The sequence below is a fragment of the Pseudomonas sp. P105 genome (assembly GCF_032614175.1).
In the GTDB taxonomy this organism is placed as follows: domain Bacteria; phylum Pseudomonadota; class Gammaproteobacteria; order Pseudomonadales; family Pseudomonadaceae; genus Aquipseudomonas; species Aquipseudomonas rhizophila.
Map to the genome: position 1 here is coordinate 1,858,676 of NZ_CP126693.1, position 24,327 is coordinate 1,883,002.

26 protein-coding genes are annotated in these 24,327 nt (G+C 59.7%); 14 read left to right on the top strand and 12 right to left on the bottom strand.

From position 1 onward, the window contains the following. Positions 1-8: 8 nt before the first annotated feature. A complete protein-coding gene (oprI, locus tag QOM08_RS08415) occupies positions 9-260 on the bottom strand; it encodes an outer membrane lipoprotei OprI (protein WP_011335311.1) in 252 nt (83 codons plus the stop codon). A 632-nt stretch (positions 261-892) separates the two neighbouring features. Here oprI and QOM08_RS08420 point away from each other — a divergent pair. Then, positions 893-1,174: a GNAT family N-acetyltransferase gene (locus QOM08_RS08420; RefSeq protein ID WP_047226353.1), complete on the top strand. Its 282-nt coding sequence runs from the start codon at positions 893-895 to the stop codon at positions 1,172-1,174. Between the two features lie 137 nt (positions 1,175-1,311). Here the strand turns inward: QOM08_RS08420 and QOM08_RS08425 are convergent, their stop codons facing one another. Next, on the bottom strand, positions 1,312-2,388 hold the full coding sequence (locus tag QOM08_RS08425) for a 3-deoxy-7-phosphoheptulonate synthase (protein WP_003199364.1): 1,077 nt from the start codon (positions 2,386-2,388) through the stop codon (positions 1,312-1,314). A gap of 293 nt (positions 2,389-2,681) precedes the next feature. Here QOM08_RS08425 and QOM08_RS08430 point away from each other — a divergent pair, with 293 nt between their 5' ends. From QOM08_RS08430 to cysB, 4 genes are all read left to right on the top strand, one after another. Further along, positions 2,682-3,635, top strand: coding sequence for a putative 2-dehydropantoate 2-reductase (locus QOM08_RS08430; RefSeq protein WP_047226421.1), 954 nt, complete (start codon positions 2,682-2,684; stop codon positions 3,633-3,635). A 21-nt stretch (positions 3,636-3,656) separates the two neighbouring features. Then, the gene (locus tag QOM08_RS08435) at positions 3,657-4,562 is read left to right on the top strand and encodes a 5'-nucleotidase (protein WP_047226354.1); all 906 of its coding nucleotides are present in this window, start codon (positions 3,657-3,659) and stop codon (positions 4,560-4,562) included. 96 nt (positions 4,563-4,658) lie between these two features. Next, a complete protein-coding gene (locus QOM08_RS08440) occupies positions 4,659-5,159 on the top strand; it encodes a universal stress protein (protein WP_047226355.1) in 501 nt (166 codons plus the stop codon). A gap of 111 nt (positions 5,160-5,270) precedes the next feature. Beyond that, positions 5,271-6,245 (top strand): HTH-type transcriptional regulator CysB, encoded by a 975-nt coding sequence (gene cysB, locus QOM08_RS08445; RefSeq protein WP_018603112.1) that lies wholly within the window; start codon positions 5,271-5,273, stop codon positions 6,243-6,245. A 10-nt stretch (positions 6,246-6,255) separates the two neighbouring features. Here cysB and QOM08_RS08450 read toward each other — a convergent pair whose 3' ends face one another. Beyond that, complete coding sequence (locus tag QOM08_RS08450) at positions 6,256-6,738, bottom strand: GreA/GreB family elongation factor (RefSeq protein ID WP_047226356.1); 483 nt, start codon at positions 6,736-6,738, stop codon at positions 6,256-6,258. Positions 6,739-6,740: 2 nt separating this feature from the next. Further along, complete coding sequence (locus QOM08_RS08455; protein WP_092458927.1) at positions 6,741-7,127, bottom strand: hypothetical protein; 387 nt, start codon at positions 7,125-7,127, stop codon at positions 6,741-6,743. 124 nt (positions 7,128-7,251) lie between these two features. Here QOM08_RS08455 and earP point away from each other — a divergent pair, with 124 nt between their 5' ends. Beyond that, positions 7,252-8,385, top strand: a complete 1,134-nt coding sequence (gene earP / locus QOM08_RS08460) for an elongation factor P maturation arginine rhamnosyltransferase EarP (RefSeq protein ID WP_316912815.1) — start codon at positions 7,252-7,254, stop codon at positions 8,383-8,385. Positions 8,386-8,433: 48 nt separating this feature from the next. Beyond that, positions 8,434-9,003, top strand: coding sequence for an elongation factor P (locus QOM08_RS08465; protein WP_003199385.1), 570 nt, complete (start codon positions 8,434-8,436; stop codon positions 9,001-9,003). A gap of 208 nt (positions 9,004-9,211) precedes the next feature. On the opposite strand, the gene QOM08_RS08470 is transcribed toward QOM08_RS08465, so the two are convergent. The 3 genes from QOM08_RS08470 to QOM08_RS08480 all read right to left on the bottom strand — a co-directional run bounded on the left by QOM08_RS08470 (position 9,212) and on the right by QOM08_RS08480 (position 11,497). Then, positions 9,212-10,225, bottom strand: a complete 1,014-nt coding sequence (locus QOM08_RS08470; RefSeq protein WP_047226359.1) for an alpha/beta hydrolase — start codon at positions 10,223-10,225, stop codon at positions 9,212-9,214. A 35-nt stretch (positions 10,226-10,260) separates the two neighbouring features. Further along, positions 10,261-10,680, bottom strand: a complete 420-nt coding sequence (locus tag QOM08_RS08475; protein ID WP_047226360.1) for an organic hydroperoxide resistance protein — start codon at positions 10,678-10,680, stop codon at positions 10,261-10,263. A 355-nt stretch (positions 10,681-11,035) separates the two neighbouring features. Continuing rightward, positions 11,036-11,497, bottom strand: a complete 462-nt coding sequence (locus QOM08_RS08480; protein ID WP_316912816.1) for a MarR family transcriptional regulator — start codon at positions 11,495-11,497, stop codon at positions 11,036-11,038. Between the two features lie 160 nt (positions 11,498-11,657). Here QOM08_RS08480 and QOM08_RS08485 point away from each other — a divergent pair, with 160 nt between their 5' ends. Then, positions 11,658-12,392 carry a sulfite exporter TauE/SafE family protein gene (locus tag QOM08_RS08485; RefSeq protein WP_410479138.1) on the top strand — a complete coding sequence of 245 codons (735 nt, stop codon included), beginning with the start codon at positions 11,658-11,660 and terminating at the stop codon, positions 12,390-12,392. Here QOM08_RS08485 and QOM08_RS08490 read toward each other — a convergent pair. Then, complete coding sequence (locus QOM08_RS08490) at positions 12,382-13,236, bottom strand: LysR substrate-binding domain-containing protein (RefSeq protein ID WP_171061402.1); 855 nt, start codon at positions 13,234-13,236, stop codon at positions 12,382-12,384. The two genes, QOM08_RS08485 and QOM08_RS08490, sit on opposite strands and share 11 nt — an antisense overlap. A gap of 97 nt (positions 13,237-13,333) precedes the next feature. Here QOM08_RS08490 and QOM08_RS08495 point away from each other — a divergent pair, with 97 nt between their 5' ends. After that, the gene (locus QOM08_RS08495) at positions 13,334-13,555 is read left to right on the top strand and encodes a DUF1127 domain-containing protein (protein ID WP_047226364.1); all 222 of its coding nucleotides are present in this window, start codon (positions 13,334-13,336) and stop codon (positions 13,553-13,555) included. A gap of 64 nt (positions 13,556-13,619) precedes the next feature. After that, complete coding sequence (locus tag QOM08_RS08500) at positions 13,620-14,849, top strand: winged helix-turn-helix domain-containing protein (protein ID WP_316912818.1); 1,230 nt, start codon at positions 13,620-13,622, stop codon at positions 14,847-14,849. 133 nt (positions 14,850-14,982) lie between these two features. On the opposite strand, the gene QOM08_RS08505 is transcribed toward QOM08_RS08500, so the two are convergent. Next, positions 14,983-16,329: a class II 3-deoxy-7-phosphoheptulonate synthase gene (locus QOM08_RS08505; RefSeq protein WP_047226366.1), complete on the bottom strand. Its 1,347-nt coding sequence runs from the start codon at positions 16,327-16,329 to the stop codon at positions 14,983-14,985. A gap of 135 nt (positions 16,330-16,464) precedes the next feature. Here QOM08_RS08505 and QOM08_RS08510 point away from each other — a divergent pair, with 135 nt between their 5' ends. After that, positions 16,465-17,220 carry a spermidine synthase gene (locus QOM08_RS08510; protein ID WP_047226367.1) on the top strand — a complete coding sequence of 252 codons (756 nt, stop codon included), beginning with the start codon at positions 16,465-16,467 and terminating at the stop codon, positions 17,218-17,220. Between the two features lie 338 nt (positions 17,221-17,558). Beyond that, positions 17,559-19,232, top strand: a complete 1,674-nt coding sequence (locus QOM08_RS08515) for a DEAD/DEAH box helicase (RefSeq protein ID WP_047226368.1) — start codon at positions 17,559-17,561, stop codon at positions 19,230-19,232. A 184-nt stretch (positions 19,233-19,416) separates the two neighbouring features. Here QOM08_RS08515 and QOM08_RS08520 read toward each other — a convergent pair whose 3' ends face one another. Continuing rightward, on the bottom strand, positions 19,417-20,184 hold the full coding sequence (locus QOM08_RS08520; RefSeq protein WP_316912819.1) for a class III extradiol ring-cleavage dioxygenase: 768 nt from the start codon (positions 20,182-20,184) through the stop codon (positions 19,417-19,419). A gap of 104 nt (positions 20,185-20,288) precedes the next feature. On the opposite strand from QOM08_RS08520, the gene QOM08_RS08525 reads away from it, so the two are divergent. Further along, complete coding sequence (locus QOM08_RS08525; protein ID WP_316912820.1) at positions 20,289-20,942, top strand: thiopurine S-methyltransferase; 654 nt, start codon at positions 20,289-20,291, stop codon at positions 20,940-20,942. Positions 20,943-21,135: 193 nt separating this feature from the next. On the opposite strand, the gene htpX is transcribed toward QOM08_RS08525, so the two are convergent. After that, positions 21,136-22,023 (bottom strand): protease HtpX, encoded by an 888-nt coding sequence (gene htpX, locus QOM08_RS08530; RefSeq protein ID WP_047226371.1) that lies wholly within the window; start codon positions 22,021-22,023, stop codon positions 21,136-21,138. A 299-nt stretch (positions 22,024-22,322) separates the two neighbouring features. Then, the gene (locus tag QOM08_RS08535; RefSeq protein WP_047226372.1) at positions 22,323-23,534 is read right to left on the bottom strand and encodes a pyridoxal phosphate-dependent aminotransferase; all 1,212 of its coding nucleotides are present in this window, start codon (positions 23,532-23,534) and stop codon (positions 22,323-22,325) included. Between the two features lie 220 nt (positions 23,535-23,754). On the opposite strand from QOM08_RS08535, the gene msrB reads away from it, so the two are divergent. After that, positions 23,755-24,150 carry a peptide-methionine (R)-S-oxide reductase MsrB gene (gene msrB / locus QOM08_RS08540; RefSeq protein WP_047226373.1) on the top strand — a complete coding sequence of 132 codons (396 nt, stop codon included), beginning with the start codon at positions 23,755-23,757 and terminating at the stop codon, positions 24,148-24,150. Positions 24,151-24,327: the final 177 nt, after the last annotated feature.

Genomic DNA, 24,327 nt, shown 5'->3' on the forward strand with positions numbered 1-24,327 from the left:
GAGGACTATTACTTGCGGCTAGCTTTTTCCAGCATGCGCAGAGCACGCTCGTTAGCTTCGTCAGCAGTCTGTTGTGCTTTTTGAGCAGCAGCCAGAGCTTCATCAGCTTTACGGTAAGCTTCGTCTGCACGAGCTTGGGCGCGAGCTGCTGCGTCTTCGGTAGCAGTCAGACGTGCTTCGGTTTCTTTCGATGCGCTGCTGCAACCGGTAGCCAGAACTGCGGCCAGGGCCAGAGCAGAGAATTTCAGAACGTTGTTCATCGTGTTCCCCTTCAAGGACTTTCTATTAAGTGACTGTCTCCTCACAGCGAGGAGTTAGCCGGCGTACATACTACCCATTACTTGTAGTAAGTAAACTGACGTCGCGCAAGAAGCAAAAAAATTGTAGGCGGTGATTCTTTTTCGAGCAACTTTTTGGGGTGTTGTTTAAAAAATTTGCAGCCTCCGGCACCTGGCTTGAGCGCGTCATTGAGCAAAAGTTCCGTGCGCGGGAGAACTTTCCTTAAGCCGTTAACGTCGTTGTTTATTGATTCGCCTACACTTTTGAGCGTTTTTTGCTCAGGGGGGCGGCTATCTTTATTGGTGTTGGCGGTGACTTTAATAACCGGCGCTCGTCTCACGACTCAACAACTGGCGATGTTCAGCTATTGCGCCTTGGCCGACTAGCGCGTGACGGTGGCGCTCAATCGATAAACCCGACCGGGTTTTACCCCCATTGACGGGCGTGCCTTGAGCATTTGCGTCATTGGTGCCTACTATTCACGACGTGCTCGGGGTTGAGCGGTGGGTGTTGGCGCTCGGTGACCAGACAGGCACGGGGTGGCGTAGATGTTCCTTCGCCGGAAAAACATCGGTAAGGTAGGGGTCAGCATTCAGACCCGCGAGGAGTAGTGATGAGCGAGGCGTTGTCCATCCACCATGACCAGGCTGGTCATCAGTTCGAGACCAATGTGGACGGTCATCGTGCCTATCTGACTTATATGGACCTGGGCAAACAGACCCTGGATATCTATCGCACTTTCGTGCCCAACGCCTTGCGCGGACGCGGCATTGCGGCGGCGCTGACCGAAAGGGCGCTGCAATACGCCGACGAAATGGGCTACACGGTGATCCCGTCCTGCTCCTACGTGGAGCGCTACATGGAGCGTCACCAGCGTCACGCGGCCAAGCTCTGACCTCACGGATTCCCCAATAAAAACGCCGGGCTGAAAAGCCCGGCGTTTTTTTTAGCCTTGAAAAGAGCAAAGGTCGCAGCCTTCGCCTACACATAGCCGGCGTAGGCGCCGTCGAGTGCAACGAGGCTGTGATCCTTTTAGCCACGCTGACGTTTAGGCAACACGTCCTTGAGCTTGGCATGCATGCTGCGCAGGGTGTTCTCGGTTGCGCTCCAGTCGATGCAGGCATCGGTGATGGACACACCGTACTGCAAGTCCGCCAGATCCTTGGGGATCGCCTGGCAGCCCCAATTCAAATGGCTTTCGACCATCAGGCCGATGATCGACTGGTTGCCTTCCAGAATCTGGTTGGCCACGTTCTCCATCACCAGCGGTTGCAGCGCCGGATCCTTGTTGGAGTTGGCGTGGCTGCAGTCGACCATGATGTTCGGCTTGATCTTGGCCTTGTTCAGTGCCTGCTCACACAGCGCGACGCTGACCGAATCGTAGTTCGGTTTGCCGTTGCCACCGCGCAGCACCACGTGACCATAAGCGTTGCCCTTGGTGGTGACGATCGAGACGCCACCCTCCTGGTTGATGCCCAGGAAGCGGTGAGGGCTGGAAACCGACTGCAAGGCGTTGATCGCCACGGTGAGGCCGCCGTCGGTGCCATTCTTGAAACCCACGGCCGAGGACAAGCCGGAGGCCATTTCACGGTGAGTCTGGGATTCGGTGGTCCGCGCACCGATGGCCGACCAACTGATCAGGTCCTGCAAGTATTGCGGGGAGATCGGGTCCAGGGCTTCGGTGGCGGTGGGCAGGCCCATTTCGGCCAGATCCAGCAGCAATTGGCGACCGATGTGCAGGCCATCCTGGATCTTGAAGGAGTCGTCCAGGTACGGGTCGTTGATCAGGCCTTTCCAGCCGACGGTGGTGCGCGGCTTTTCGAAATACACCCGCATTACCAGGTACAGGGTGTCGGAAACTTCCGCCGCCAGCACTTTCAGGCGCTCGGCATATTCGTGGGCGGCCTTGATGTCATGGATCGAGCAGGGCCCGATGACCACGAACAGGCGATGGTCGGTGCCGTCGAGAATGTTGCGAATGACTTCCCGGCCCTTGGTCACGGTGCGCAGGGCAGCGTCGCTCAGGGGGATATCGCGCTTGAGCTGGTCAGGCGTGATGAGGGTCTCGTTGGAGGCGACGTTAAGGTCATTGATCGGTAAATCAGCCATCGTGTTACTCGTCAGGTCACGGGTGCCGGCCGCCAGCGATCCCCGCGCGGCGGTGCACAGCGGATTTAAGCGCGTCGGGGAGCGGAACCTTAGCGCGTTACGAGGTTGCTCGACAATGGGCAGGGACGGGTTAATTGCGGCGGGGGAGCTTGCTCGCGCTTGACGGCGCAGCCTTCACAAAAGGACCTGCTGCGCCCGATCGTGAACCGGCCCGGCGGAACCCGGCTGTCTCGCCACGTTGGCCCGCACCTATGTAATGATGCGCAGGGACTGTTAGCTGAGGAGTGGCAATGATGCAGGCAGGCGTTAAACCGCGGATCGGGATGATCGGCACCGGTGCGATCGGTGGGTTCTATGGCGTGATGCTGGCTCGCGCCGGTTTTGACGTGCATTTTTTACTGCGCAGCGAATTTGGGGCGGTGGCCGAGGGCGGCTTGCGAGTCGACAGTGCGGTTCACGGCGCCCTGACGCTCAACCCGGTCCAGGCGTATCGTTCGGCGGCGGACATGCCGCCCTGCGACTGGCTACTGGTCGGTGCCAAGACCACCAGCAATGCCGACCTGGCCCCGGCCATCATTCAAGCTGCCGCTCAGGGTGCAAAAGTCCTGTTGCTGCAAAATGGCCTGGATGTTGAGGACGACCTCCGACCGTTGCTGCCCGATTCGCTGCATCTGCTGGGCGGCCTGTGCCTGATCTGTGTGCATCGGGTCGGTCCTGGCGTCATTGCCCACCAGGCCCTCGGTGCAGTCAACCTCGGTTACCACAGCGGTCCTTGCCACGATCAGGCGCAACGCATGGCGATTGTCGAGCAGGGGGCCGGGCTGTTCCGTGCCGCCGGCCTGGATTCCCAGGCCATGCCCGACCTGCGGCAGGCGCGCTGGCAGAAACTGGTGTGGAACGTGCCCTACAACGGTCTTTCGGTTCTGTTGGGTGCCAGTACCACGCCGTTGATGGCCGACAGTGACAGCCGAGGCTTGATCCAGGCCCTGATGGGGGAGGTGGTGCGGGGTGCTCAGGCTTGCGGTCACCAGATTGCGCCGGGCTATGCCGAGTATCTGTTTGCGATGACCGAAAAGATGCCCGACTACTGGCCGAGTATGTATCACGATTATTCCCACCAGCGCGCGCTGGAGCTGGAGGCTATTTACAGCCGACCATTGGCGGCGGCGAAAAAAGCCGGTTGTGAGCTGCCGAAAATCGAAGCCTTGTATCAGGCGTTGGCATTTATGGACCGACGAAACCGCTGATCAGGCGAAAGGGGGAGCGACATGGCAAACAACATCGACGACAAACTGGTGCTGGCGATTTCCTCGCGGGCGCTGTTCGATCTGAGTGACAGCCATAAAGTGTATCTGTCGGGCGGCGTCGAGGCTTACCGGCAATATCAGATTGAGCATGAGGACGAAGTCCTCGAACCCGGCGACGCCTTCGCTCTCGTGCAAAAGCTGCTGAATCTCAACGAGCATCTGGGGCGTGCGCGAGTCGAGGTAGTTCTGGTTTCGCGCAACAGCGCCGACACCGGCCTGCGGGTGTTCAACTCGATTCATCATTACGGGCTGGCGATTTCCCGCGCGGCGTTCGTCGGCGGCCGCAGTCCTTACCCCTATCTGAAGGCGTTCGGCTGTGATCTGTTTCTGTCCACCCACGCTGAGGATGTGCGCAGTGCCCTGGACGCCGGATTCGCCGCTGCGACCATTCTGTCGGGTGGGGCCAGCCGCGCCGCCAGCGAGGAACTGCGTATCGCTTTCGACGGCGATGCGGTGCTGTTTTCCGACGAATCCGAGCGTGTCTATCAGAGCGGCGGCCTGGCTGCATTCCAGGCCAGCGAACGGCAAGCGGCTCGTGAGCCGCTGCGAGGCGGGCCGTTCAAGGGGTTTCTGGCGGCACTCAATGCACTGCAACGCGAGTTCCCCGAAGACGCCTGCCCGATTCGCACGGCGCTGGTCACTGCCCGTTCGGCACCGGCCCACGAGCGCGTCATCCGGACGTTGCGCGAATGGGACATTCGTCTGGATGAGTCGCTGTTTCTCGGTGGCCTGACCAAATCGGCATTTCTCGAAGCCTTCGCCGCCGACGTCTTTTTCGACGACCAGACCGGCCACTGCGAACTGGCTCGCGAGGTGGTCGCCACGGGTCATGTGCCCCACGGCATCAGCAATGAAGTGAAGCTCTGACTGCCCGTTGTTCAGGGCGTTACGCTGGACGTCGTACTCCTCAAGGCGCTGCTAAGCTGAATCCATCTCCGCCATTCTGGCACGCGAGGAGGTCACATGATTCGTTCGATGCTGTACGCCACAGACCTGGGACTTTACGCCCCTTATGTGATGCAGCATGCCTTGGCGTTGGCACGGACGTTCGAAGCCGAGTTGTATGTGGTGCATGCGGTAGAGCCGATGGGGCTGTTCGCGGAGTCGGTGTTGCAAAGTTATCTCGATGAGCAAGCGCTGAACGAATTTCATCGCCAGGGTCTGAATACGGTGATGGCCAACATTGAACAGCGGGTGCTCGACAGCTTTCGCGAAGAGTTGGGCGAGGGGCAGCAGGACTTGAAGCTGATCAAGTCGGTGCGGGTTTTCCAGGGCGATCCATCCCAGGTCATTCTCGATCAGGCTGCGAAACTCTCAGTCGATTTGCTGATCGTAGGCAGTCACTGTCAAGGGGCTAGCGGTGAAACACCGCTGGGCAGGACCGCTGCGCGGGTATTGCAGTTATCCCGGGTACCGGTCTACCTGGTGCCGCTGGTGCAGCGGCGACGTCAGGGGGAGGCTTGAGGCAAAGTAGTGGCTTTTTTATAAAAAGTTCTAGATTAATTAATACAACCATTCATATAGTTATATACCGTCGCTGATGCCCGTGGCGTCCAACTGCTTTGAGGGATACATATGAAGCTTCAACAACTGCGCTACATCTGGGAAGTGGCGCACCACGACCTCAACGTTTCCGCTACTGCCCAAAGCCTCTACACGTCGCAACCCGGCATCAGCAAGCAGATCCGCCTGTTGGAGGATGAGCTGGGTGTCGAAGTTTTCGCCCGCAGCGGCAAGCACCTGACCCGCGTGACTCCGGCCGGTGAGCGCATCATCACCACGGCCGGGGAGATCCTGCGCAAGGTCGAAAGCATCAAGCAGATTGCCCAGGAATTTTCCAACGAGAAAAAAGGCACGCTGTCGATTGCCACCACCCACACCCAGGCCCGTTATGCACTGCCTCCGGTGATCAGTAACTTCATCAAGCAATACCCGGACGTGGCCTTGCATATGCACCAGGGCTCGCCGATGCAGATCGCCGAAATGGCGGCGGACGGCACCGTGGATTTCGCCATCGCCACCGAGGCTCTGGAACTGTTCGGCGATCTGGTGATGATGCCGTGCTACCGCTGGAACCGCTGCGTGGTTGTGCCTCAGGGCCACCCGCTGACCAAGCTGCCAAAGTTGACGCTTGAAGCCTTGGCTGAATACCCCATCGTGACTTACGTATTCGGTTTTACCGGCCGTTCGAAACTCGACGAAGCCTTCAGCCATCGCGGCCTGACCCCGAAAGTGGTGTTCACCGCCGCCGACGCCGACGTCATCAAGACCTATGTCCGCCTTGGCCTGGGCGTGGGCATCGTGGCGAAAATGGCCGTCGATACCAAGCTGGACGGCGATCTGGTGGTGCTGGATGCCAGCGAGTTGTTCGAGTCCAGCGTGACCAAGATCGGTTTCCGGCGCGGCACCTTCCTGCGTGGTTTCATGTGCGACTTCATCGAAAAGTTCGCGCCACACCTGACCCGGGAAGTCATGGCCAAGGCCATCCAGTGCCACAACAAGCAGGAACTCGAAGAGCTGTTCGACGGTGTGGAATTACCGGTGCACTGAACAGTGAGTGCTAGATCGCCTCGGTGACAGCGAACTGTTGCCGGGCGCCTGCGACGACGATCTCTACTTCATCCCCTTCGAACTTGCCCAGCAGGCTTCGTCCCAGCGGCGAGCGAGGGGTGATGACGGTGATCGGCTGGCCCACCAGCGACACTTTCAACCCCGCGGCATCCGGTCCCAGAAATAACCATTGCTGACGATCATCCTCATCCGCCAGCCCGATCAGGGTGCCAATCTGAATGCCGCGCTGTTCGTCGTAGGGCCTGAGTATCAGGTTTTGGCAGAGGGCGAGGGCCTGACGGATTTCTTCGACACGCCTGGCTTGCCCGGCAGCGAGGTAAGACGCTTCAAGACCCAGGGTGTCGTATTTGTTCTCGGCGATGTTTTCCTCGTGGGTCGCGGTTTCGTAGGCCGTTTGCGCGGCGCGCTCGGCGATACCCAGGTCAATCCTGAGTTTGTCGAGAATCAGTTGGTGGACGATCTGTTTGTTCATGATCAATCGCAAAACTGCAAAACGTTGGCCCGGCTCTTTTCACTGGGCGCGTTCTGGTCCTGTTGCAACCAGAACTGACACTTGGGGTTGGACAGGTTGCGAGGATCGCTGCGGGCTTGATCCAGGGCTTGTCGTTGTTCGTTTCGTTGCAGATTTTGCTGGTACTGCTCGAACATGGGGGTTGGCGGTTCCGGGGCCGGTTGCACCGCTGGCGGTTGCCCCAGTTGCTGCACGGCTGCGGCCACTGGCGCCAGTTGTTCGTTGAACAGGAATCTGGACAGCAGCCAGCCGGTCAATACGATGGCGAGGAACCCCAGCCACAGGCCCAGGGCAATGCTGACGGTCAATTGCAGGGCTGTAAGGCGTGGCGCTGGCGGGTGATCGGACATGGCTGCTTCCTGGCAATGAACACGTGATAGGCGGCGATTGTCGCATGAAGATTAATCGCCGTCGGCTCTTCTGCATCATCGGTTTAATGCGGGACAATCAGGCCTTTGCCACAGGGATTCGGGAATGACCGTGCGCTGGGATATTTTTTGCACCGTCGTCGATAACTTTGGCGACATCGGCGTCACTTGGCGCCTGGCTCGGCAATTGGTGGCCGAGCATCAATGTGCGGTGCGGCTATGGGTCGATGACTTGCGGGCCTTTGAACGACTGTGTCCGCAAATCGACATCACGCTGTCCGAGCAATGGCAGCAGGGTGTGCAAGTCTGCCATTGGCCTGAGGTCTGGCCGTTCACCGACGCCGCCGATGTAGTCATCGCCGCGTTTGCCTGCCAGTTGCCGAGCGCCTACATGGATGCGATGGCCGAGCGGCAGACCACGCCGTTGTGGATGAACCTCGATTACCTGAGTGCGGAAGACTGGGTGATCGGGTGCCACGGATTGCCCTCGGTCAAATACAAGCACGTGCAGAAATATTTCTTTTTTCCGGGCTTCCGCGAGGGCACGGGCGGGCTGCTGCGTGAAGCCGGTCTGCTGGAGCGGCGTCGGCAGTTTCAGCAGGATGCCCAGGCGCAACGGATTTTCCTGGAGGCGTTGGGAGTCCATCGGACCCCGGGCTCGCGTCTGATCTCGCTGTTTGCCTACGAAAACGCCGGGCTTGCCAGTTGGTTCGATGCCATGGCGGCCGATATCCGGGCCTCTCATGTGTTGATCCCCGAAGGCCGGGTGCTCGGCGATGTTCAGCGTTGGCTCGGCATCGATGGCCTGAAGGCCGGTGCGGTACAGCAACGTGGTGCCCTGACGGTGCAGGTGCTGCCGTTCGTCCGCCAGGATCAGTACGATCAACTGTTATGGTGCTGCGATTTCAACGCCGTGCGGGGTGAAGACTCCTTCGTGCGCGCCCAATGGGCGGGTCGGCCGCTGCTCTGGCATATCTACCAGCAGGAAGAAGACGTCCACCTGGAAAAACTCGAGGCATTCCTCCGGCTGTACACCCACGGCCTTTCGGAGCCGGCTGAAAAAGCGATCAGCGGTCTCTGGCGATCCTGGAATGCTGGCCAGGACATGGCCGAACACTGGAAAATGGTCGATCAACAGCAGCAGGAACTGCTCGAACATGCCCAGGCGTGGTGTCTGGAACAGGCCTCGCGACCCGATCTTGCCGCAGCGCTGGTGAAGTTTTATGTAAATTGGATATGATACGCGGCCTAGATTTTTGTAAATCCCATCCAAATTCGGATATTCGCAATGAAAACTGGTAAAGAACTGAAACCCGGGACCGTGATCCGTCTCGAAAACGATCCTTGGCTGGTTCAGAAAGCTGAGTTCACCAAGTCGGGTCGTAACAGCGCGATCATGAAGACCAAGCTGAAGAACCTGCTGACCGGTTACAAAACCGAGATCGTCTACAGCGCCGATGACAAACTGGACGACGTGATCCTCGACCGCAAAGAAGCGACCCTGTCCTTCATCAGCGGCGACACCTACACGTTCATGGACACCACTGACTACACCATGTACGAGCTGAACGCCGAAGACATCGAAAGCGTTCTGCCGTTCATCGAAGAAGGCATGACCGACGTCTGCGAAGCCGTGTTCTTCGAAGAGCGTCTGGTCTCCGTAGAACTGCCGACCACCATCGTGCGTCAGGTTGACTACACCGAAGGTTCCGCTCGCGGTGACACTTCCGGCAAGGTAATGAAGCCTGCCAAACTGAAGAACGGTACCGAGCTGTCGGTTGCTGACTTCATCGAAATCGGCGACATGATCGAGATCGATACCCGCGAAGGCGGTTCCTACAAAGGCCGCGCTAAATAAGCGAAGTCTTGTGTATGAAAAAGCCCGACCATTGAGTCGGGCTTTTTCATGCCTGCGGATTATGTTCAGACAGAGGGCAGGATGGAGACGGTGGCGAGGGGATTTAATCCTGCCCTGTGAGAGCAAAGCTTGCTCGCGATCCAGACGCCTCGGTTCCGCGCTGTGTTCATCGCGGGCAAGCCTTGCTCCCACAGGGTTGCGCCACAAGTCACTTCAGATGTTGTTTCAGTTCTTGGGATACCTGCAACATCGCCGAACGCACCGCTGGCACCTGGCTCACCACATTGAGCAAACCATAATCGTGAATCATGCCGTTGTAGCGCACCGCCGTGACCGGCACACCAGCCGCGTCCAGTTTACGGGCGTAGGCTTCACCCTCATCGCGCAACACGTCGGCCTCGGCGGTCTGTACCAGCGCGGGCGGCAGGCCCTTGAGTTGCGCGGTGCTGGCGCGTAACGGGGAGGCATAGATCTCGTTACGTTGCCCGGCATCGGTGGTGTAGTTGTCCCAGAACCACTTCATCATGTTTTTACTGAGGAAGTGTCCCTCGGCGAATTGGTTGTAGGACGCCGTCTCGAAGCTGGCATCGGTCACCGGCCACAACAAGGCCTGGAATTTGATCGCCGGGGTACCTTTGTCCTTGGCCATCAACGCCACGACCGCTGCCATGTTGCCGCCGACGCTGTTGCCCACCACGGCCAGGCGCTTGCCGTCGACATTGATTTGCTTGCCATGCTCGGCCACCCATTTCGTCGCGGCGTAGGCTTGGTTGATCGCTACCGGGTAATGCGCTTCCGGCGAAGGCGTGTAGTTGACGAACACCGCGACGGCACCTGATCCGGCCACCAGATCCCGAACCAACCGTTCGTGGGTTGGGAAATCTCCCAATACCCAACCACCGCCGTGGAAGAACATGAACACCGGCAGCTCACCCTTGACGCCGGCCGGCCGGACGATGGTCAGGCTGATCGGCTGACCATCGACCTCAATAGTTTTCTCGCTGACGTCGGCCTTGGGCAAGCTCAGTTTCACCCCGGCCTGGGCGCCGACCAGTACCGCGCGGGCGTCCTTGGGCGACAGTTGCTCCAATGGCTTGCCGGTGCCGGCATTCAGCGCGTCGAGAAACGCCTGGGTGTTGTGTTCCACGATGCCGTCGGCGAACGCGCTGCCGACGCTCAGTGCCAGAAGGGTGCCGGTCAAGGCTTTGCTGAAGGTGTTCATGTGCATCTCCTTAAGTGCAGGCTGGAAGGCGTTGGTTAAACGGTGACGTGCAGGCGCACATCGACGTTGCCACGAGTGGCGTTGGAGTACGGGCAGACTTGGTGAGCTGCGTCCACCAGGCTCTGTGCATCGGCCAGGTCCAGACCGGGCAAGCTGATGTGCAGGTCGATGTCGAGGCCGAAACCACCGGGAATCTGGCCGATACCGACATGGGCGGTGATCGAGGCGTCATCCGCAATCTTGCGCTTGCTTTGGCTTGCGACGAATTTCAGGGCACCGATGAAGCAGGCCGAGTAGCCGGCAGCGAACAGTTGTTCCGGGTTGGTTGCCGCGCCGCCTGCACCGCCGAGTTCTTTGGGGGTGGCGAGTTTGACGTCCAGGATGTTGTCGCTGGAGATTGCACGACCATCACGGCCACCGGTGGAAGTTGCGATTGCGGTGTAGAGCGTTTGCATGGTGAGAGCCTCGGTTTTGGTTGCTGTTGCAGCGCTAAATGTTTGTGCGCTAAGTAGGTGTGAGGCAAATGTATAGCGCTAATATTTTGCGCGCAAGATAAATTTTTAAGGGGAATTGAATTTCGCTCGTTCAAACGGCGTAGATCCCTTGAGTTAGAGCGGTTTCATCAGCTGAAAATTTTTTTTTAAGAGAGGGGGCAGGAGGTGATCGGACTGGTGCCATCGCGAGCAGGCTCGCTCCCACAACGATCTGTGTTGAACACAAAAAGTGCGTCCACCAAAGATCAAAATGTGGGAGCGAGCCTGCTCGCGATAGCGTTGGGGCAGTTGACGGTGCTGCTGGACAGGCTGCGTTTCAGAGGCTGTCTTGCAAATTCCCGCGCAGCTCTTGCAGGTCATGCTGCAGCTTCTTCAATTGCTCCAGGGTCTGGCCACTGGCGCCGAGAATGCACTGGGGAATGTTGAGGGCCTTTTCCTGCAGGGCGCGTCCCTGTTCGGTGAGCTCGACGATGACCACGCGTTCATCCTCACGACTGCGGGTGCGGCTCAGCAAGCCCTCGGCCTCCAGGCGCTTGAGCAACGGGGTCAGTGAACCCGGATCGGTGAGCAGGCGGTTGCTGATTTCCCCGACAGTCAGGCCGTCCTTTTCCCACAGCACCATCATCGCCAGGTACTGCGGATAAGTCAGGCCCAGGGCTTGCAGCAGCGGCTTGTAGACTTTGGTCATCAGCAGCGACGTGGAGTGCAGGGCGAAGCACACCTGGTTGTCGAGCAACAGGGCTTCGCAGGGGTCGGAGGTGTCGCGTTGGGTGCTCATGGCAGAACCTTCAATCAATGATCGCTACGAATCTAGCGGGCGAACCTTTAATGCGCCAGATAATTCTGACGTTCTGATCGGAAGTTGCGTTCCCCCGCGAGCGCCGACTGCGTAGGATAAGCGCCCTGATCAAGGGGGAATCGGTGTGATCGAAGGTGTGGTGTATCTGGCGTTCGGTGCCGCATTGGGCACTTTGGGGGGATTGTTCGGGATTGGTGGCGGGTTGATCGCCATTCCGGTGCTGGGCCTGTTGTTCGGCCTCGATCAGCAGATCGCCCAGGGCACGGCCCTGGTGATGGTCGTGCCAAACGTGATGCTCGCTTTGTGGCGCTACCACCAGCGCAATCGCATTGAAATGCGTCATGTACTGCCACTGGCCTCCATGGGTTTTTGCTTTGCCTGGCTTGGCTCGATCTGGGCCGTGTGCATCGACGCGCAAAGCATGCGAATCGGCTTCGTGGCCTTCCTGATCGTGCTGGCGGCCTACAACCTGATTCGCATGTTCGCCGCCAGCCCCCCGGCTTCGGCGCAGATGCGTTATGGCTGGCCGTGGCTCGCCGTGTTGGGGGCGGCGTCGGGGACCATGGGCGGATTGTTCGGTGTCGGCGGGGCGGTCGTCGCGACGCCGTTCCTGACCAGCCTGTTCGGTACCAGTCAGGTGGTCGCCCAGGGATTGTCTCTCTCGTTGGCCTTGCCCAGTACCGGCGTGACGCTCGCCACGTATGCGGTGCATCACCAAGTGGACTGGTGGATCGGCCTGCCGCTGGCCGCTGGTGGCCTGCTCAGTATCAGTTGGGGGGTAAAAGTCGCCCACGCCATGCCGGAGCGGCTGCTGCGCGGGCTGTTCTGCGGTTTCCTGGTGCTGTGCGCGATCTTGCTCGCCTTTAAAGTTTGAAACCTTCGACGATGTGCTCGGCCAGGCACTCGGTGATCGGCGACGGATTATGCAGGTTGCGGATCAGCATGATGCTCGCTTCGGGCAACTGCGGCAGGTTTTCCGCCTCGCCCAGCACGCGCATGTCCGGGGTCAGCAGGCTTTCCAGTTGCGCGGTGATTGCCAGGCCCGCGCCAACCACTGCCATGAGCGCCGACAGGCTCGAGCTGTTGTACGCCACGCGATAATCGCGGCCCATGGCATCCAGGGCATTGCAGGCCCATTGCCGGCAGAAGCAATCACTGTTGAACATCGCCAGCGGCAACGGTGTTTGTTCGTGGACGTTGAAGCATGCCGCTTCGGCCCAGACAAAGCGCTCCTTGCGCAATAACTGGCCGATTTCGTCCCCCGGTTTGCGGGTGACGATGGACAGGTCCAGATCCTGGCGCAGCAGCAACTGCTTGGACGACTCGCAGTGCACTTCAATTTCGATCAAGGGATAGAACTGGGCGAAGCGCTGCAGGATCCCCGGCAAAAAACGCATCACATAATCGTCCGGGGTGCCGATGCGAACCGTGCCGACCATGTGCGGCTCACGCAGGGTGTTGAACACTTCGCTGTGCAGCTTGAGGATCCGCCGGGCGTAGCCGAGCAACACCTGGCCTTCGGCGGTCAGCTTGACCTGGCGCCCGTCACGCTCGAACAGCCGCCGCTGCAATACATCTTCTTCCAGTCGCTTCATCTGCATGCTGACGGCGGACTGGGTGCGATTGACCAACTCACCGGCACGGGTGAAACCGCCCTGGTCAGCGATGGCGACAAAGGTACGCAGCACTTCCGTATCGATGCTCGGGTAACTCGACAATTGATCAATCTCCGAGATGTATTGCATCAGAAACATTCGTTGGATTGATCTTAGCGTTAGCGTGAGACTTGAGCCATCCCCAACGGAGGACATCACGATGAAAGGTCAAAAAGGTTATCTACTGATAGAAAAACTCTCATCCCATGGCTTTTCCATCAGCGCTCTGCTGCACAAGTTTAGCCGCTGGTACGAATTGCACCACGAACGTGAACTGCTTGCCGGAATGAGCGATGAGGCGCTCAAGGACATCGGCGTCAGCCGTGCCGACGTCGAAAAGGAAGTGGTTCGGCCATTCTGGGATGACCCGATGCACAAATGAGCCATCCTTCCCTACACAAACCGCTTAATGGTGAGGTAGGTTGCGAGCAGACAAGGAGATCTTCATGCCCGCGACTCTGTCCTTTACCCTCAAACAGGCCCGGCGTCTGGCGCTGGCCGCCCAAGGATTCGACGGGCGGCCGACGTCAGCTTCGGTGCAACCGGCGCGCCTTAACCGCCTGATTGAACGCCTCGGCGTCCTGCAGATTGATTCAGTCAATGCATTGGTGCGTTCGCACTACCTTCCGCTGTTTTCCCGTCTCGGTCACTACACCCCTGATTTGCTCGACCAGGCAGCCTGGAGCCAGGGCCGACGTCGTACGCTGTTCGAATACTGGGGTCATGAAGCCTCATTGCTGCCGCTGGCGATGTATCCGCTGATGCGTTGGCGCATGGAGCGTGCGTCCCGCGGTGAGGGCATTTATCGACAGTTGGCGCAGTTCGGTCAGGAGCGTCAGGATGTCATTCGCCGCGTACTGGCTTCGGTCCGCGAGCAAGGTGCGGTGGGGGCGGGCAGCTTGTCCACGCGCCAGGAAAAGGCCGGCCCCTGGTGGGACTGGAGCGCCGAGAAGCATGCGCTGGAATGGCTGTTCGCGGCGGGTGAAGTGACGGTGGCGGGGCGGCGGGGCTTCGAGCGGCTTTACGACTTGCCGGAACGCGTGTTTCCGTCCTCGGTCCTGCAACAACCGCTGCCGGACGAGCCCCAGGCTCAGCGCGCCTTGCTGCTGCATGCCGCCCAAGCCTTGGGTGTGGGCACCGAGAAAGATTTGCGCGACTATTTTCGACTCGATCCGGCCGATAGCCGTGGACGACTGGCCGAACTGGAGGAGGCCGGTGAACTGGTGCGCTGCCAGGTGCAAGGCTGGAAGCAACCGGCCTGGTGCCGACCCACCGCGAAGATTCACCGCAAGGTGGCGGCCAGTGCGTTGTTGTCGCCCTTCGATTCATTGGTCTGGGAGCGTAGCCGTACCGAGCGGCTGTTCGATTTCCGTTATCGACTGGAGATTTATACCCCGGCTCACAAGCGGGTGTATGGCTACTACGTGCTGCCATTCCTGCACAACGAACGTATCGCCGCGCGGGTGGATCTGCGGGCGGAGCGGGCTTTGGGTCGATTGGCGGTGCATGCCGTGCACGAGGAGGAACCGGGGCTGGACGAGGAGGGGATGCAGGCTTTGGCGGTGAGCCTGCGACGCTTGGCCGACTGGCTGGGGTTGGCGCGGGTCCAGCTCAATTGCGCTCGGGCGGGTGGGGTTCGGCTGGCGGGGGCGTTGGCTGAGGTGGGGGGTGACTGAATTGGCCTCATCGCGAGCAGGCTCGCGCCCACAGTTGACCTTTGGTGAACACAGGATTTGTGAACGCCGCGGTCAATGTGGGAGCGAGCCTGCTCGCGATAGCAATCCAACAAACGGCGAATGACTTACTGACTCACCGCCTCACCTGCTTCAACGTCTCGGCAATCAAAAACGCCAGTTCCAGCGACTGATCGGCATTCATCCGCGGATCGCAATGAGTGTGGTAACGGTCCGACAGCCCGTCCTCGGTGATCGGCCGCGCGCCGCCAATGCACTCGGTGACGTTCTGCCCGGTCATTTCGATGTGGATGCCCCCGGCATAGGTGCCCTCGGCTTCGTGAACCTGGAAGAACTGTTTCACTTCCCCGAGGATTTGCGCGAAGTCCCGGGTCTTGTAACCGCTGCTGGCCTTGATGGTGTTGCCGTGCATCGGGTCCGAACTCCACAGCACCTGCTTGCCTTCTCGTTGCACGGCGCGCAATAGCTGCGGCAGGTGATCGCCGACCTTGTTCGCGCCCATTCGCGCGATCAGGTTAAGCCGCCCCGGATCATTGTCCGGATTGAGCACGTCGATCAGACGGATCAAGTCGTCGGGGTTCATGCTCGGGCCGACCTTGACGCCGATCGGGTTGTTCACCCCGCGCAGGAATTCGACATGGGCACCGTCCAACTGACGGGTGCGGTCACCGATCCACAGCATGTGGGCCGAGCAGTCGTAGTAGTCGTTGGTCAGGCTGTCGCGGCGCACGAAAGCTTCTTCGTAATTGAGCAGCAGCGCTTCGTGGGCGGTGAAGAAGCTGGTTTCGCGCAGTTGCGGCGAGCTGTCCATGCCGCAGGCGCGCATGAAGGCCAGGGTTTCGTCGATACGGTCGGCCAGGTGGCTGTACTTCTCAGCCAGGGCCGAGTTGGCGATGAAGTCCAGGTTCCACTTGTGCACCTGATGCAGATCGGCGAATCCACCCTGGGCGAAGGCCCTTAGCAGGTTCAAGGTGGCGGTGGACTGGTGGTAGGACTGCAGCAGCCGCTCCGGGTCCGGCACGCGACTTTTCTCGTCGAAGCCGATGCCGTTGACGATGTCGCCGCGATAGGCCGGCAGGGTTACCCCGCCAATCGTCTCATCGTTGGCCGAGCGCGGTTTGGCGAACTGTCCGGCCATACGACCGACCTTGACCACCGGGCAACCGGCGGCGAAGGTCATGACGATGGCCATTTGCAGCAATACCTTGAAGGTGTCGCGGATCTTCGCCGCCGAGAACTCGGCAAAGCTCTCGGCGCAGTCGCCGCCCTGCAGCAGGAAGGCCCGGCCTTGGGTGACTTCGGCGAACTGACGGCGCAACTCCCGGGCTTCACCGGCAAACACCAGCGGCGGATAACTGGCCAGGGTCTGCTCGACCTGCAGCAAATGCGCCGCGTCGGGGTATTGGGGTTGCTGCTGGATCGGCAGGGCGCGCCAGCTGTCAGGGCTCCAGGGTTGGCTCATCATGATCTCTAGGTGGTTTACGCTCGGGCTGCCATGTTATCAGCAAATTAGTGCGTGACCTGTTTGCGTCGCTTCGCGGACAATCGCGCTTTTGCCCCGGTTATGTTCAGGGTCAGCGCAGCCACAGGAGATGAAATGACAGAGGAGCGCGTCGAGCATTTGCTCGCCGAAGTGCATGACGAGTTCGGTGTTATCCGGGTTCTCGAAGTGGCGGACTACCGTTTTCTGGAATTTGGCGATGCCATCGAACAGAGCTGCGTGTTCACGGCCGACCCGAGCTGGCTCGAATATGATTACACCCGCGCCATGTTGATTGGCGCGTTGTGCCACGAGCAGCCGGAAAGCGCGCTGTTTCTTGGGCTGGGCGCCGGGACGCTGACCCAGGCTTGCCTCAAGTTTCTGCCGCTGGAAGATGTCGAAGCCATCGAACTGCGCCCCGATGTGCCGCGCCTGGCCATCCAATACCTGGGGCTGGACGACGATCCGCGGCTGTACATCCGCGTCGGCGATGCCCTGGAGCTGCTTGAAACCGCCGAGCCTGCGGATTTGATCTTTGTCGACCTCTATACCGACGTCGGCCCTGGCGTCGGGCACCTGGCCTGGGGTTTTCTGGAGAACTGCCAGAAACGCCTCAACCCCGGCGGCTGGCTGGTGATCAACCAATGGGCCACCGACGACGGCAAGCCATTGGGCGCGGCGCTGCTGCGCGGCTTGTACCACCGGCATTACTGGGAGCTGCCGGTTAAAGAAGGCAATGTCATCCTGATCGTGCCGGCGGATCTGGACCAGGAATTGGACATGCAAGGACTGGTCGCCCGGGCCGAAGGGCTGGCGCCGCGGCTGGGTTATTCGTTGCAGTCGTTGATCAAGGCCATTCGCCCGGCGACTTGATAGGCAAGCTGTCGGAAGGTAAATCGTTTAAGCCGGCTGTCCCGACGCCCATGACAGCCAGTCCCATAACCGGGTTTGGCAATAAAAAATCTCCCTTTTCGGGCGATTTCCGGTATAGTGCGCGCCGGCCTTTAGCCGGGCCGCGTCAAGGTAGCGCAATTCCCCGAAGCCAGCTTCGGTTGCATGTCCGCACAACGGATGCTTCCACGACGTTCTTTTTCATTCATTCGTTTTCGCAAATCCCCGCCGACAAAGCAGCCAGGGCGACTCTTGAGTCTCAACACGGCATGCGCAGCTTTGGAGCATGGGTCTTTGCGGATGCACTTAGAGGCAGACCCATGACCCAGGAAACCGGCGGCTTCGTCGCTTTTAATCTTAATCCGAACATTCTTGCAGCCGTCATTGCGACCGGTTACGAAGAACCTTCGGCTATTCAGCAGCAATCGATCCCGATCATCATGGCCGGTCACGACATGATTGGTCAGGCGCAAACCGGTACGGGTAAAACCGCCGCGTTCGCCCTGCCGATCCTGCATCGCATCGATCCTGCTAAGCGCGAACCGCAAGCCCTGATCCTGGCGCCAACTCGTGAGTTGGCGCTGCAAGTAGCAACCGCTTTTGAAACCTACTCCAAGCAGATGCCTGGTGTAACCGTTGTGGCTGTTTACGGCGGCGCTCCAATGGGCCCGCAACTCAAAGCCATCCGTAACGGCGCGCAGATTGTTGTCGCCACTCCGGGCCGTCTGTGCGACCACCTGCGTCGTGACGAAAAAGTCCTGGCCACCGTGAACCACCTGGTTCTCGATGAAGCCGACGAAATGCTCAAGCTGGGTTTCATGGATGACCTGGAAGTCATCTTCAAGGCCCTGCCAGCGACCCGTCAGACTGTATTGTTCTCGGCCACTCTGCCGCAGTCGATCCGCGCCATTGCCGAGCGCCACCTGCGCGATCCGCAACACGTAAAGATCCAGACCAAGACCCAGACCGTCACCGCGATCGAACAGGCTCACCTGTTGGTTCACGCCGACCAGAAGACCTCGGCCGTACTGAGCCTGCTGGAAGTCGAGGATTTCGACGCCCTGATCATGTTCGTACGTACCAAGCAAGCGACCCTGGACCTGGCCAGCGCCCTGGAAGCCAAAGGCTACAAAGCCGCTGCGCTGAACGGTGACATTGCCCAGAACCAGCGTGAGCGTGTGATCGACTCCCTCAAGGATGGCCGTCTGGACATCGTTGTGGCCACTGACGTTGCCGCCCGTGGCCTGGACGTTCCGCGCATCACCCACGTGTTCAACGTGGACATGCCGTACGATCCGGAATCCTACGTTCACCGTATCGGCCGTACTGGCCGTGCCGGTCGCGAAGGTCGTGCACTGCTGCTGGTCACCCCGCGTGAGCGCCGCATGCTGCAAGTGATCGAGCGTGTAACCGGTCAGAAGGTCGCCGAGGTTCGCCTGCCGGACGCCCAGGCAGTTCTCGATGCCCGCATCAAGAAGCTCACCAACAGCCTGTCGCCACTGGTGGCTGACGCCGAATCGACCCACGGTGATCTGCTCGATCGCCTGACCGCCGACATCGGTTGCACCCCACGTGCCCTGGCCGCTGCTCTGCTGCGCAAGGCCACCAATGGCCAGGCGCTGACCCTCGCTGCGATCGAGAAAGAACGTCCACTGGTGCCGAACAACGCACCGCGTGGCGATCGTCCAGAGCGTAGCGGTGATCGTCCGGACCGTGGCGATCGCGAGCGTCGTGCGCCGATCCCGCTGGCCGAAGGCCGTGCGCGCTGCCGTACTGCGCTGGGTGCCCGTGACGGCATCGCGGCCAAGAACCTGCTGGGCGCCATCCTCAACGAAGGCGGTCTGGCTCGTGAGGCCATCGGTCGCATCCAGGTACGTGACAGCTTCAGCCTGGTAGAGCTGCCGGAAGATGGTTTGGAGAAGTTGCTGACCAAACTGAAGGACACTCGTGTCGCCGGCAAGCAGCTTAAACTGCGTCGCTATCGCGAAGATTGATCCGCTCTCGGGCTGATTGATCGAACATAAAAAATCCCCGACTGGTTCGGGGATTTTTTTTGCCTGAAGCTGGGTGTCTTTTCAGGGCGAGCCCATCGCGAGCAAGCTCGCTCCCACAGTGGCACAGGTAAATGCAGTCAAATGTGGGAGCGAGCCTGCTCGCGATTGAACGCGACTCGGTTCATCAGTCAAACCGATAGATGTCCATCCCCAAAGCGCCCAGGGTGAACCCCTGATGGGCAACGCTGAATTCACCTCCCGCACCCCGGGCAAAATACAACGGCAACAAGTGCTCGTCACTGGGTTGGCTGCGTACGGCGTGGGGGGCCTGGCGACGGTAATCATGCAGCGCGGCTTCGTCGTCCTCTGCCAATTTCTCCACCATCCAGTCACGAAAAGCCTTGGCCCAGGGCTCAATGCTTTCGGGGCCGGCGTTCCAGTCCAGGTCGCGCAGGTTATGGGTGATGCTGCCTGAGCCGATCAGCAATACGCCGTGCTGGCGCAGGCTCGCCAAGGCCCGGCCGACCTGGGTTTGCAGGGCCGGCCCTTGTCGGCTGGGCAGGGAGATCTGCACGACGGCAATCTCGGCCTTGGGGTACATCAAGGACAACGGCACCCACACGCCATGATCGGAGGGTCGCTCTGTGTCCAGGCGTGCCGGCAGGTGTGCGGCGTTGAGCAGGGCCGCCACTTGCCCCGCCAATTGTGGATCGCCCGGCGCCGGATATTGCACCTCGTACAGAGCCGGCGGGAAGCCGCCGAAGTCGTGCCAGGTTCGTGGATGCGGATTGGCGCTGACCAGTAGTTCACTGCTTTCCCAGTGCGCGGACACGATGACGATGGCTTTGGGTGTGGGCAGTTGCGCGGCGAGGCGAGCCAGTGCCGGGCCGCTGTCGCCGGGTTCCAGGGCCAGCATCGGTGAGCCATGGGAGATAAACAGGCTGGGCAGCATGAACGGACTCCTGAGCGTTAAGATGTCGCCATCTTCTGTCAGGTCTATGATCTAAATCTAATATAAGTTTTAGCCCGTTTTAATCGGTTTTTCTGGAGTGAGTGATGGAGCCTGAGTTTTGGCACAAGCGCTGGTCAACGAATCAGATCGGTTTTCATCTGCCAGAGGTGAATCCCTATCTGCAACGTTTCTGGTCGCAACTGGGGGTTGAGCAGGGCAGTCGGGTGCTGGTGCCCCTATGCGGGAAGACGCTCGACCTCTTGTGGCTTGCCCAACAGGGGTATTCGGTACTGGGGGTGGAGCTGTCGGAAAAAGCCGCCGCGGATTTCTTCCTTGAGCATCAGCTTGAGCCGAGCGTGAGTGAAGAGGGCGCATTCAAGGTGTTCCGTGCCGCTGACATTGAAATCCGCTGCGGTGATTTCTTTGCCCTGAGCCCGGAGGATGTGAGCGATTGCACGGCGCTGTACGATCGCGCTGCATTGATCGCCCTGCCTGGGCCGATGCGGGAGCGGTATGCGGCTCATCTGCAGAAGATTCTGCCGCAGTGTGTCGGATTGCTCATTACTCTGGATTACTCACAGGATGAAATGCCTGGCCCGCCGTTTTCCGTAGGGGATGACGAAGTGCAGAGGCTGCTGGGCGAGGTCTGGCGGCTGGAGGTATTGCAGGAGCAGGATGTGCTGGGGGAAAGCTGGAAGTTCTTGCAGGCTGGGGTCAAAAGGCTGGATGAGCGGGCGTATCGGGTTTCCAGTCGTTGATGTGGCGTGCCCGCTGGCCTTATCGCGAGCAGGCTCGCTCCCACAGTTGATCCGTTGCGAACTGTGAATTGGCGCTCACCGAAGACGCCCTGTGGGAGCGAGCCTGCTCGCGATGGGGTCAGACCTGGCAACTCATAAATCAGACAGAAAAAAGCCCGCGTCGCTGCGGGCTTTTTCTTGAAGCTTGAACCTGTCAGCCGCGACGACGCAGTGCGTCGATACGCTCTTCCAGTGGCGGGTGACTCATGAACATGCGAGCCAGGCCTTGCTTGATGCCACCGTTGATGCCAAAGGCATTGAGGGTGTCGGGCATGTGTACCGGCAAACCTTGCTCGGCACGCAAGCGTTGCAGGGCGCCGATCATGGCGCTGGTGCCAGCCAGGCGTGCGCCGGCATCATCTGCGCGGAACTCACGTTTGCGCGAGAACCACATGACGATGGCGCTGGCGAGGATGCCCAATACCAGCTCGGCGAAAATGGTCGCCACGTAGTAGGCGATGCCCTGGCCCTCTTCATTCTTGAAGATCACCTTGTCGACGAAGTTGCCGATGATGCGGGCAAAGAACATGACGAAGGTGTTCACGACACCCTGGATCAGCGCCAGCGTCACCATGTCGCCGTTGGCGACGTGACCGATCTCATGGGCCAGCACAGCCTTGACTTCATCCGGCGAAAACCGCTCGAGCAGGCCCTGGCTGACGGCGACCAGCGCGTCGTTCTTGTTCCAGCCGGTGGCGAAGGCGTTGGCCTCGTAGGCTGGGAAGATGCCCACCTCCGGCATCTTGATGCCGGCTTCGCGTGACAGCTGCTCGACGGTTTGCAGCAGCCATTGTTCGTGGCGAGTGCGCGGCTGAGTGATGATCTGGGTGCTGGTGCTCATCTTCGCCATCCACTTGGAGATGAACAGCGAGAACAGGGAACCGGCGAAACCGAACACCGCACAGAAGATCAGCAGCTGACTGAGGTTGAGGTCAACCCCGTTGGCCGCCATGAACCCGTTGAAGCCAAAAAGGCTCAGGGTGATGCTGGCAATCAGCACGACCGCCAGGTTAGTGGCCAAAAACAGCAGGATGCGCATCATGGTTGTGGAAATCTCCTCATGCTAAAGATGTAGCGTTATGCGGGGTATATAAGGTGCCGCCGCAGGCTATTCAACACGCCGACTATTTCAAACTGTGTCCTACACGCGTCGCAAATGTTTGAAAGACTTTTCTGAAAGTGACCGCGGAAAAGAAAAGGAGCGCCCGTACCCCGTGAACGTTGAGTCGCGCCGCGCACCGTCTGCCGCGCCTTCAGTGTAGAAGGCCTGCCGCAACGGGCGAAACGGATGTGTTGCTGAATCAAACAGCGTGCGAGTCGTCCCCTCGCACGCCACCTGGATTACTGGCGGTAGGACTTGAGGAAGTTGCCGATCCGGCCAATGGCCTGGTCCAGGTCGTCGACCCGGGGCAGGGTCACGACGCGGAAGTGATCCGGCCATGGCCAGTTGAACGCCGTGCCCTGGACCACCAGCAGCTTTTCGGACAGCAGGAGGTCGAGGACGAATTTTTCATCGTTGTGGATCGGGCAGACCTTCGGGTCGATCCGCGGAAAGGCGTACAACGCACCCATTGGCTTGACGCAACTGACACCAGGAATGTCGTTGAGCAATTCCCAGGTACGGTTGCGTTGCTCCAGCAACCGGCCCTGGGGCAGGACCAGGTCGTTGATGCTCTGGTAGCCACCCAGCGCCGTCTGGATCGCGTGTTGGCTCGGTACGTTGGCACACAGGCGCATATTGGCCAGCATATCGATGCCTTCGATGTAGCTCTGGGCGTGATGCTTGGGACCGGAAATAACGATCCAGCCGGAGCGGAAACCCGCCACCCGATAGGATTTGGACAGGCCGTTGAAGGTCAGGCACAACAGGTCCGGCGCCAGTGACGCGGTGCAGACGTGCACGGCATCGTCGTACAGGATCTTGTCGTAGATCTCGTCGGAAAACACCACCAGGTTATGCTGGCGAGCCAGTTCCAGCATGCCCAGCAGGACCTCCCTGGAGTACACCGCGCCAGTGGGGTTGTTCGGGTTGATGATCACCAGTGCCTTGGTGTTCGGGGTGATCTTGGCCTTGATGTCCGCCAGGTCGGGGAACCAGTTGGCCTGTTCATCGCACAGGTAATGCACCGGATTGCCGCCCGACAGGCTCACGGCGGCGGTCCACAATGGGTAGTCCGGGGCCGGCACCAGCACCTCATCGCCGTTGTTGAGCAAGGCCTGCATCGACATCACGATCAGTTCGGACACGCCGTTGCCCAGGTAGATGTCTTCGATGCCGACACCTTCGACCTGTTTCTGCTGGTAGTACTGCATCACGGCCTTGCGGGCGCTGAACAGGCCCTTGGAGTCGCTGTAGCCCTGGGCGGTCGGCAGGTTGCGGATAACGTCCTGGAGGATTTCATCGGGCGCTTCGAAACCAAAGGGTGCCGGGTTGCCGATGTTCAGCTTGAGGATGCGATGGCCTTCCTCTTCCAGGCGTTTGGCGTGCTTGAGCACCGGGCCGCGAATGTCGTAGCAGACGTTGGCGAGCTTGTTCGATTTGCTGACCTGCATGGCGATGTGTTCCCGAAAATGAACGATCCAGGCGGCGAGTGAACTACCGTACTGGGGATCCTGCGTCTGTGCCCAGGCTTGACGCGGTACATGCGTGACAATCCGTTTGAATGCGCATGACGTGACTGCCAGACTGGCGTCTGACGAGGCGCAATCATACGTGCCGCCCGATCTGCGGAAAAGCGTCGGATCGGGCTTTTTCAATTGCCGAGGTAGGACGATGGAAAAGTTGCAGAAAACCCTTGAAGAATGGCGCGCCATGCTTGACCCGGAGCAGTACAACGTCTGTCGGCTGAAGGGCACCGAACGGCCATTCTCCGGTAAATACAACGACACCAAAACTGATGGTGTGTACCACTGCATCTGCTGCAACGAGCCATTGTTCGATTCGCAGACCAAATTCGATTCCGGCTGCGGCTGGCCCAGTTTCTACGCGCCGATCGAAGGCAGCGCAGTGGTGGAGGTGCGCGATGTCAGCCACGGCATGATCCGCACCGAAGTGGTCTGCGCCAAATGTGACGCGCACCTGGGCCACGTCTTCCCTGACGGCCCGCCACCCACGGGCTTGCGTTATTGCATCAATTCGGTGTGCCTGGATCTGGTGCCCCGAGGGTAACTCTGTGGGAGCAAAGCTTGCTCGCGATGAAGGCACCTCGATCTCTGAAAGACCGTGTCGCCTTCATCGCGGGCAAGCCTGGCTCCCACAATCTGTGATGCGGGTATTTTTGGATAATTAAATTGCATGCAATTTAATTGCTCGCTATCTTCAGTGTCCTCTTCTTCCCATCTGGAG

Bases quoted from the DNA above. Each gene is read 5' to 3' on its own strand.
- QOM08_RS08505 (WP_047226366.1), bottom strand. From the start codon at position 16,329: ATGAGCCAACCCTGGAGCCCTGACAGCTGGCGCGCCCTGCCGATCCAG.
- QOM08_RS08450 (WP_047226356.1), bottom strand. From the start codon at position 6,738: ATGAACAAACAGATCGTCCACCAACTGATTCTCGACAAACTCAGGATT.
- QOM08_RS08500 (WP_316912818.1), top strand. From the start codon at position 13,620: ATGCCCGCGACTCTGTCCTTTACCCTCAAACAGGCCCGGCGTCTGGCG.
- QOM08_RS08430 (WP_047226421.1), top strand. From the start codon at position 2,682: ATGCAGGCAGGCGTTAAACCGCGGATCGGGATGATCGGCACCGGTGCG.
- QOM08_RS08420 (WP_047226353.1), top strand. From the start codon at position 893: ATGAGCGAGGCGTTGTCCATCCACCATGACCAGGCTGGTCATCAGTTC.
- QOM08_RS08510 (WP_047226367.1), top strand. From the start codon at position 16,465: ATGACAGAGGAGCGCGTCGAGCATTTGCTCGCCGAAGTGCATGACGAG.
- QOM08_RS08425 (WP_003199364.1), bottom strand. From the start codon at position 2,388: ATGGCTGATTTACCGATCAATGACCTTAACGTCGCCTCCAACGAGACC.
- QOM08_RS08535 (WP_047226372.1), bottom strand. From the start codon at position 23,534: ATGCAGGTCAGCAAATCGAACAAGCTCGCCAACGTCTGCTACGACATT.
- QOM08_RS08495 (WP_047226364.1), top strand. From the start codon at position 13,334: ATGAAAGGTCAAAAAGGTTATCTACTGATAGAAAAACTCTCATCCCAT.
- QOM08_RS08480 (WP_316912816.1), bottom strand. From the start codon at position 11,497: ATGAGCACCCAACGCGACACCTCCGACCCCTGCGAAGCCCTGTTGCTC.
- QOM08_RS08470 (WP_047226359.1), bottom strand. From the start codon at position 10,225: ATGAACACCTTCAGCAAAGCCTTGACCGGCACCCTTCTGGCACTGAGC.
- QOM08_RS08475 (WP_047226360.1), bottom strand. From the start codon at position 10,680: ATGCAAACGCTCTACACCGCAATCGCAACTTCCACCGGTGGCCGTGAT.
- QOM08_RS08440 (WP_047226355.1), top strand. From the start codon at position 4,659: ATGATTCGTTCGATGCTGTACGCCACAGACCTGGGACTTTACGCCCCT.
- QOM08_RS08515 (WP_047226368.1), top strand. From the start codon at position 17,559: ATGACCCAGGAAACCGGCGGCTTCGTCGCTTTTAATCTTAATCCGAAC.
- QOM08_RS08525 (WP_316912820.1), top strand. From the start codon at position 20,289: ATGGAGCCTGAGTTTTGGCACAAGCGCTGGTCAACGAATCAGATCGGT.
- earP (WP_316912815.1), top strand. From the start codon at position 7,252: ATGACCGTGCGCTGGGATATTTTTTGCACCGTCGTCGATAACTTTGGC.
- oprI (WP_011335311.1), bottom strand. From the start codon at position 260: ATGAACAACGTTCTGAAATTCTCTGCTCTGGCCCTGGCCGCAGTTCTG.
- QOM08_RS08435 (WP_047226354.1), top strand. From the start codon at position 3,657: ATGGCAAACAACATCGACGACAAACTGGTGCTGGCGATTTCCTCGCGG.
- QOM08_RS08465 (WP_003199385.1), top strand. From the start codon at position 8,434: ATGAAAACTGGTAAAGAACTGAAACCCGGGACCGTGATCCGTCTCGAA.
- cysB (WP_018603112.1), top strand. From the start codon at position 5,271: ATGAAGCTTCAACAACTGCGCTACATCTGGGAAGTGGCGCACCACGAC.
- QOM08_RS08455 (WP_092458927.1), bottom strand. From the start codon at position 7,127: ATGTCCGATCACCCGCCAGCGCCACGCCTTACAGCCCTGCAATTGACC.
- htpX (WP_047226371.1), bottom strand. From the start codon at position 22,023: ATGATGCGCATCCTGCTGTTTTTGGCCACTAACCTGGCGGTCGTGCTG.
- QOM08_RS08520 (WP_316912819.1), bottom strand. From the start codon at position 20,184: ATGCTGCCCAGCCTGTTTATCTCCCATGGCTCACCGATGCTGGCCCTG.
- msrB (WP_047226373.1), top strand. From the start codon at position 23,755: ATGGAAAAGTTGCAGAAAACCCTTGAAGAATGGCGCGCCATGCTTGAC.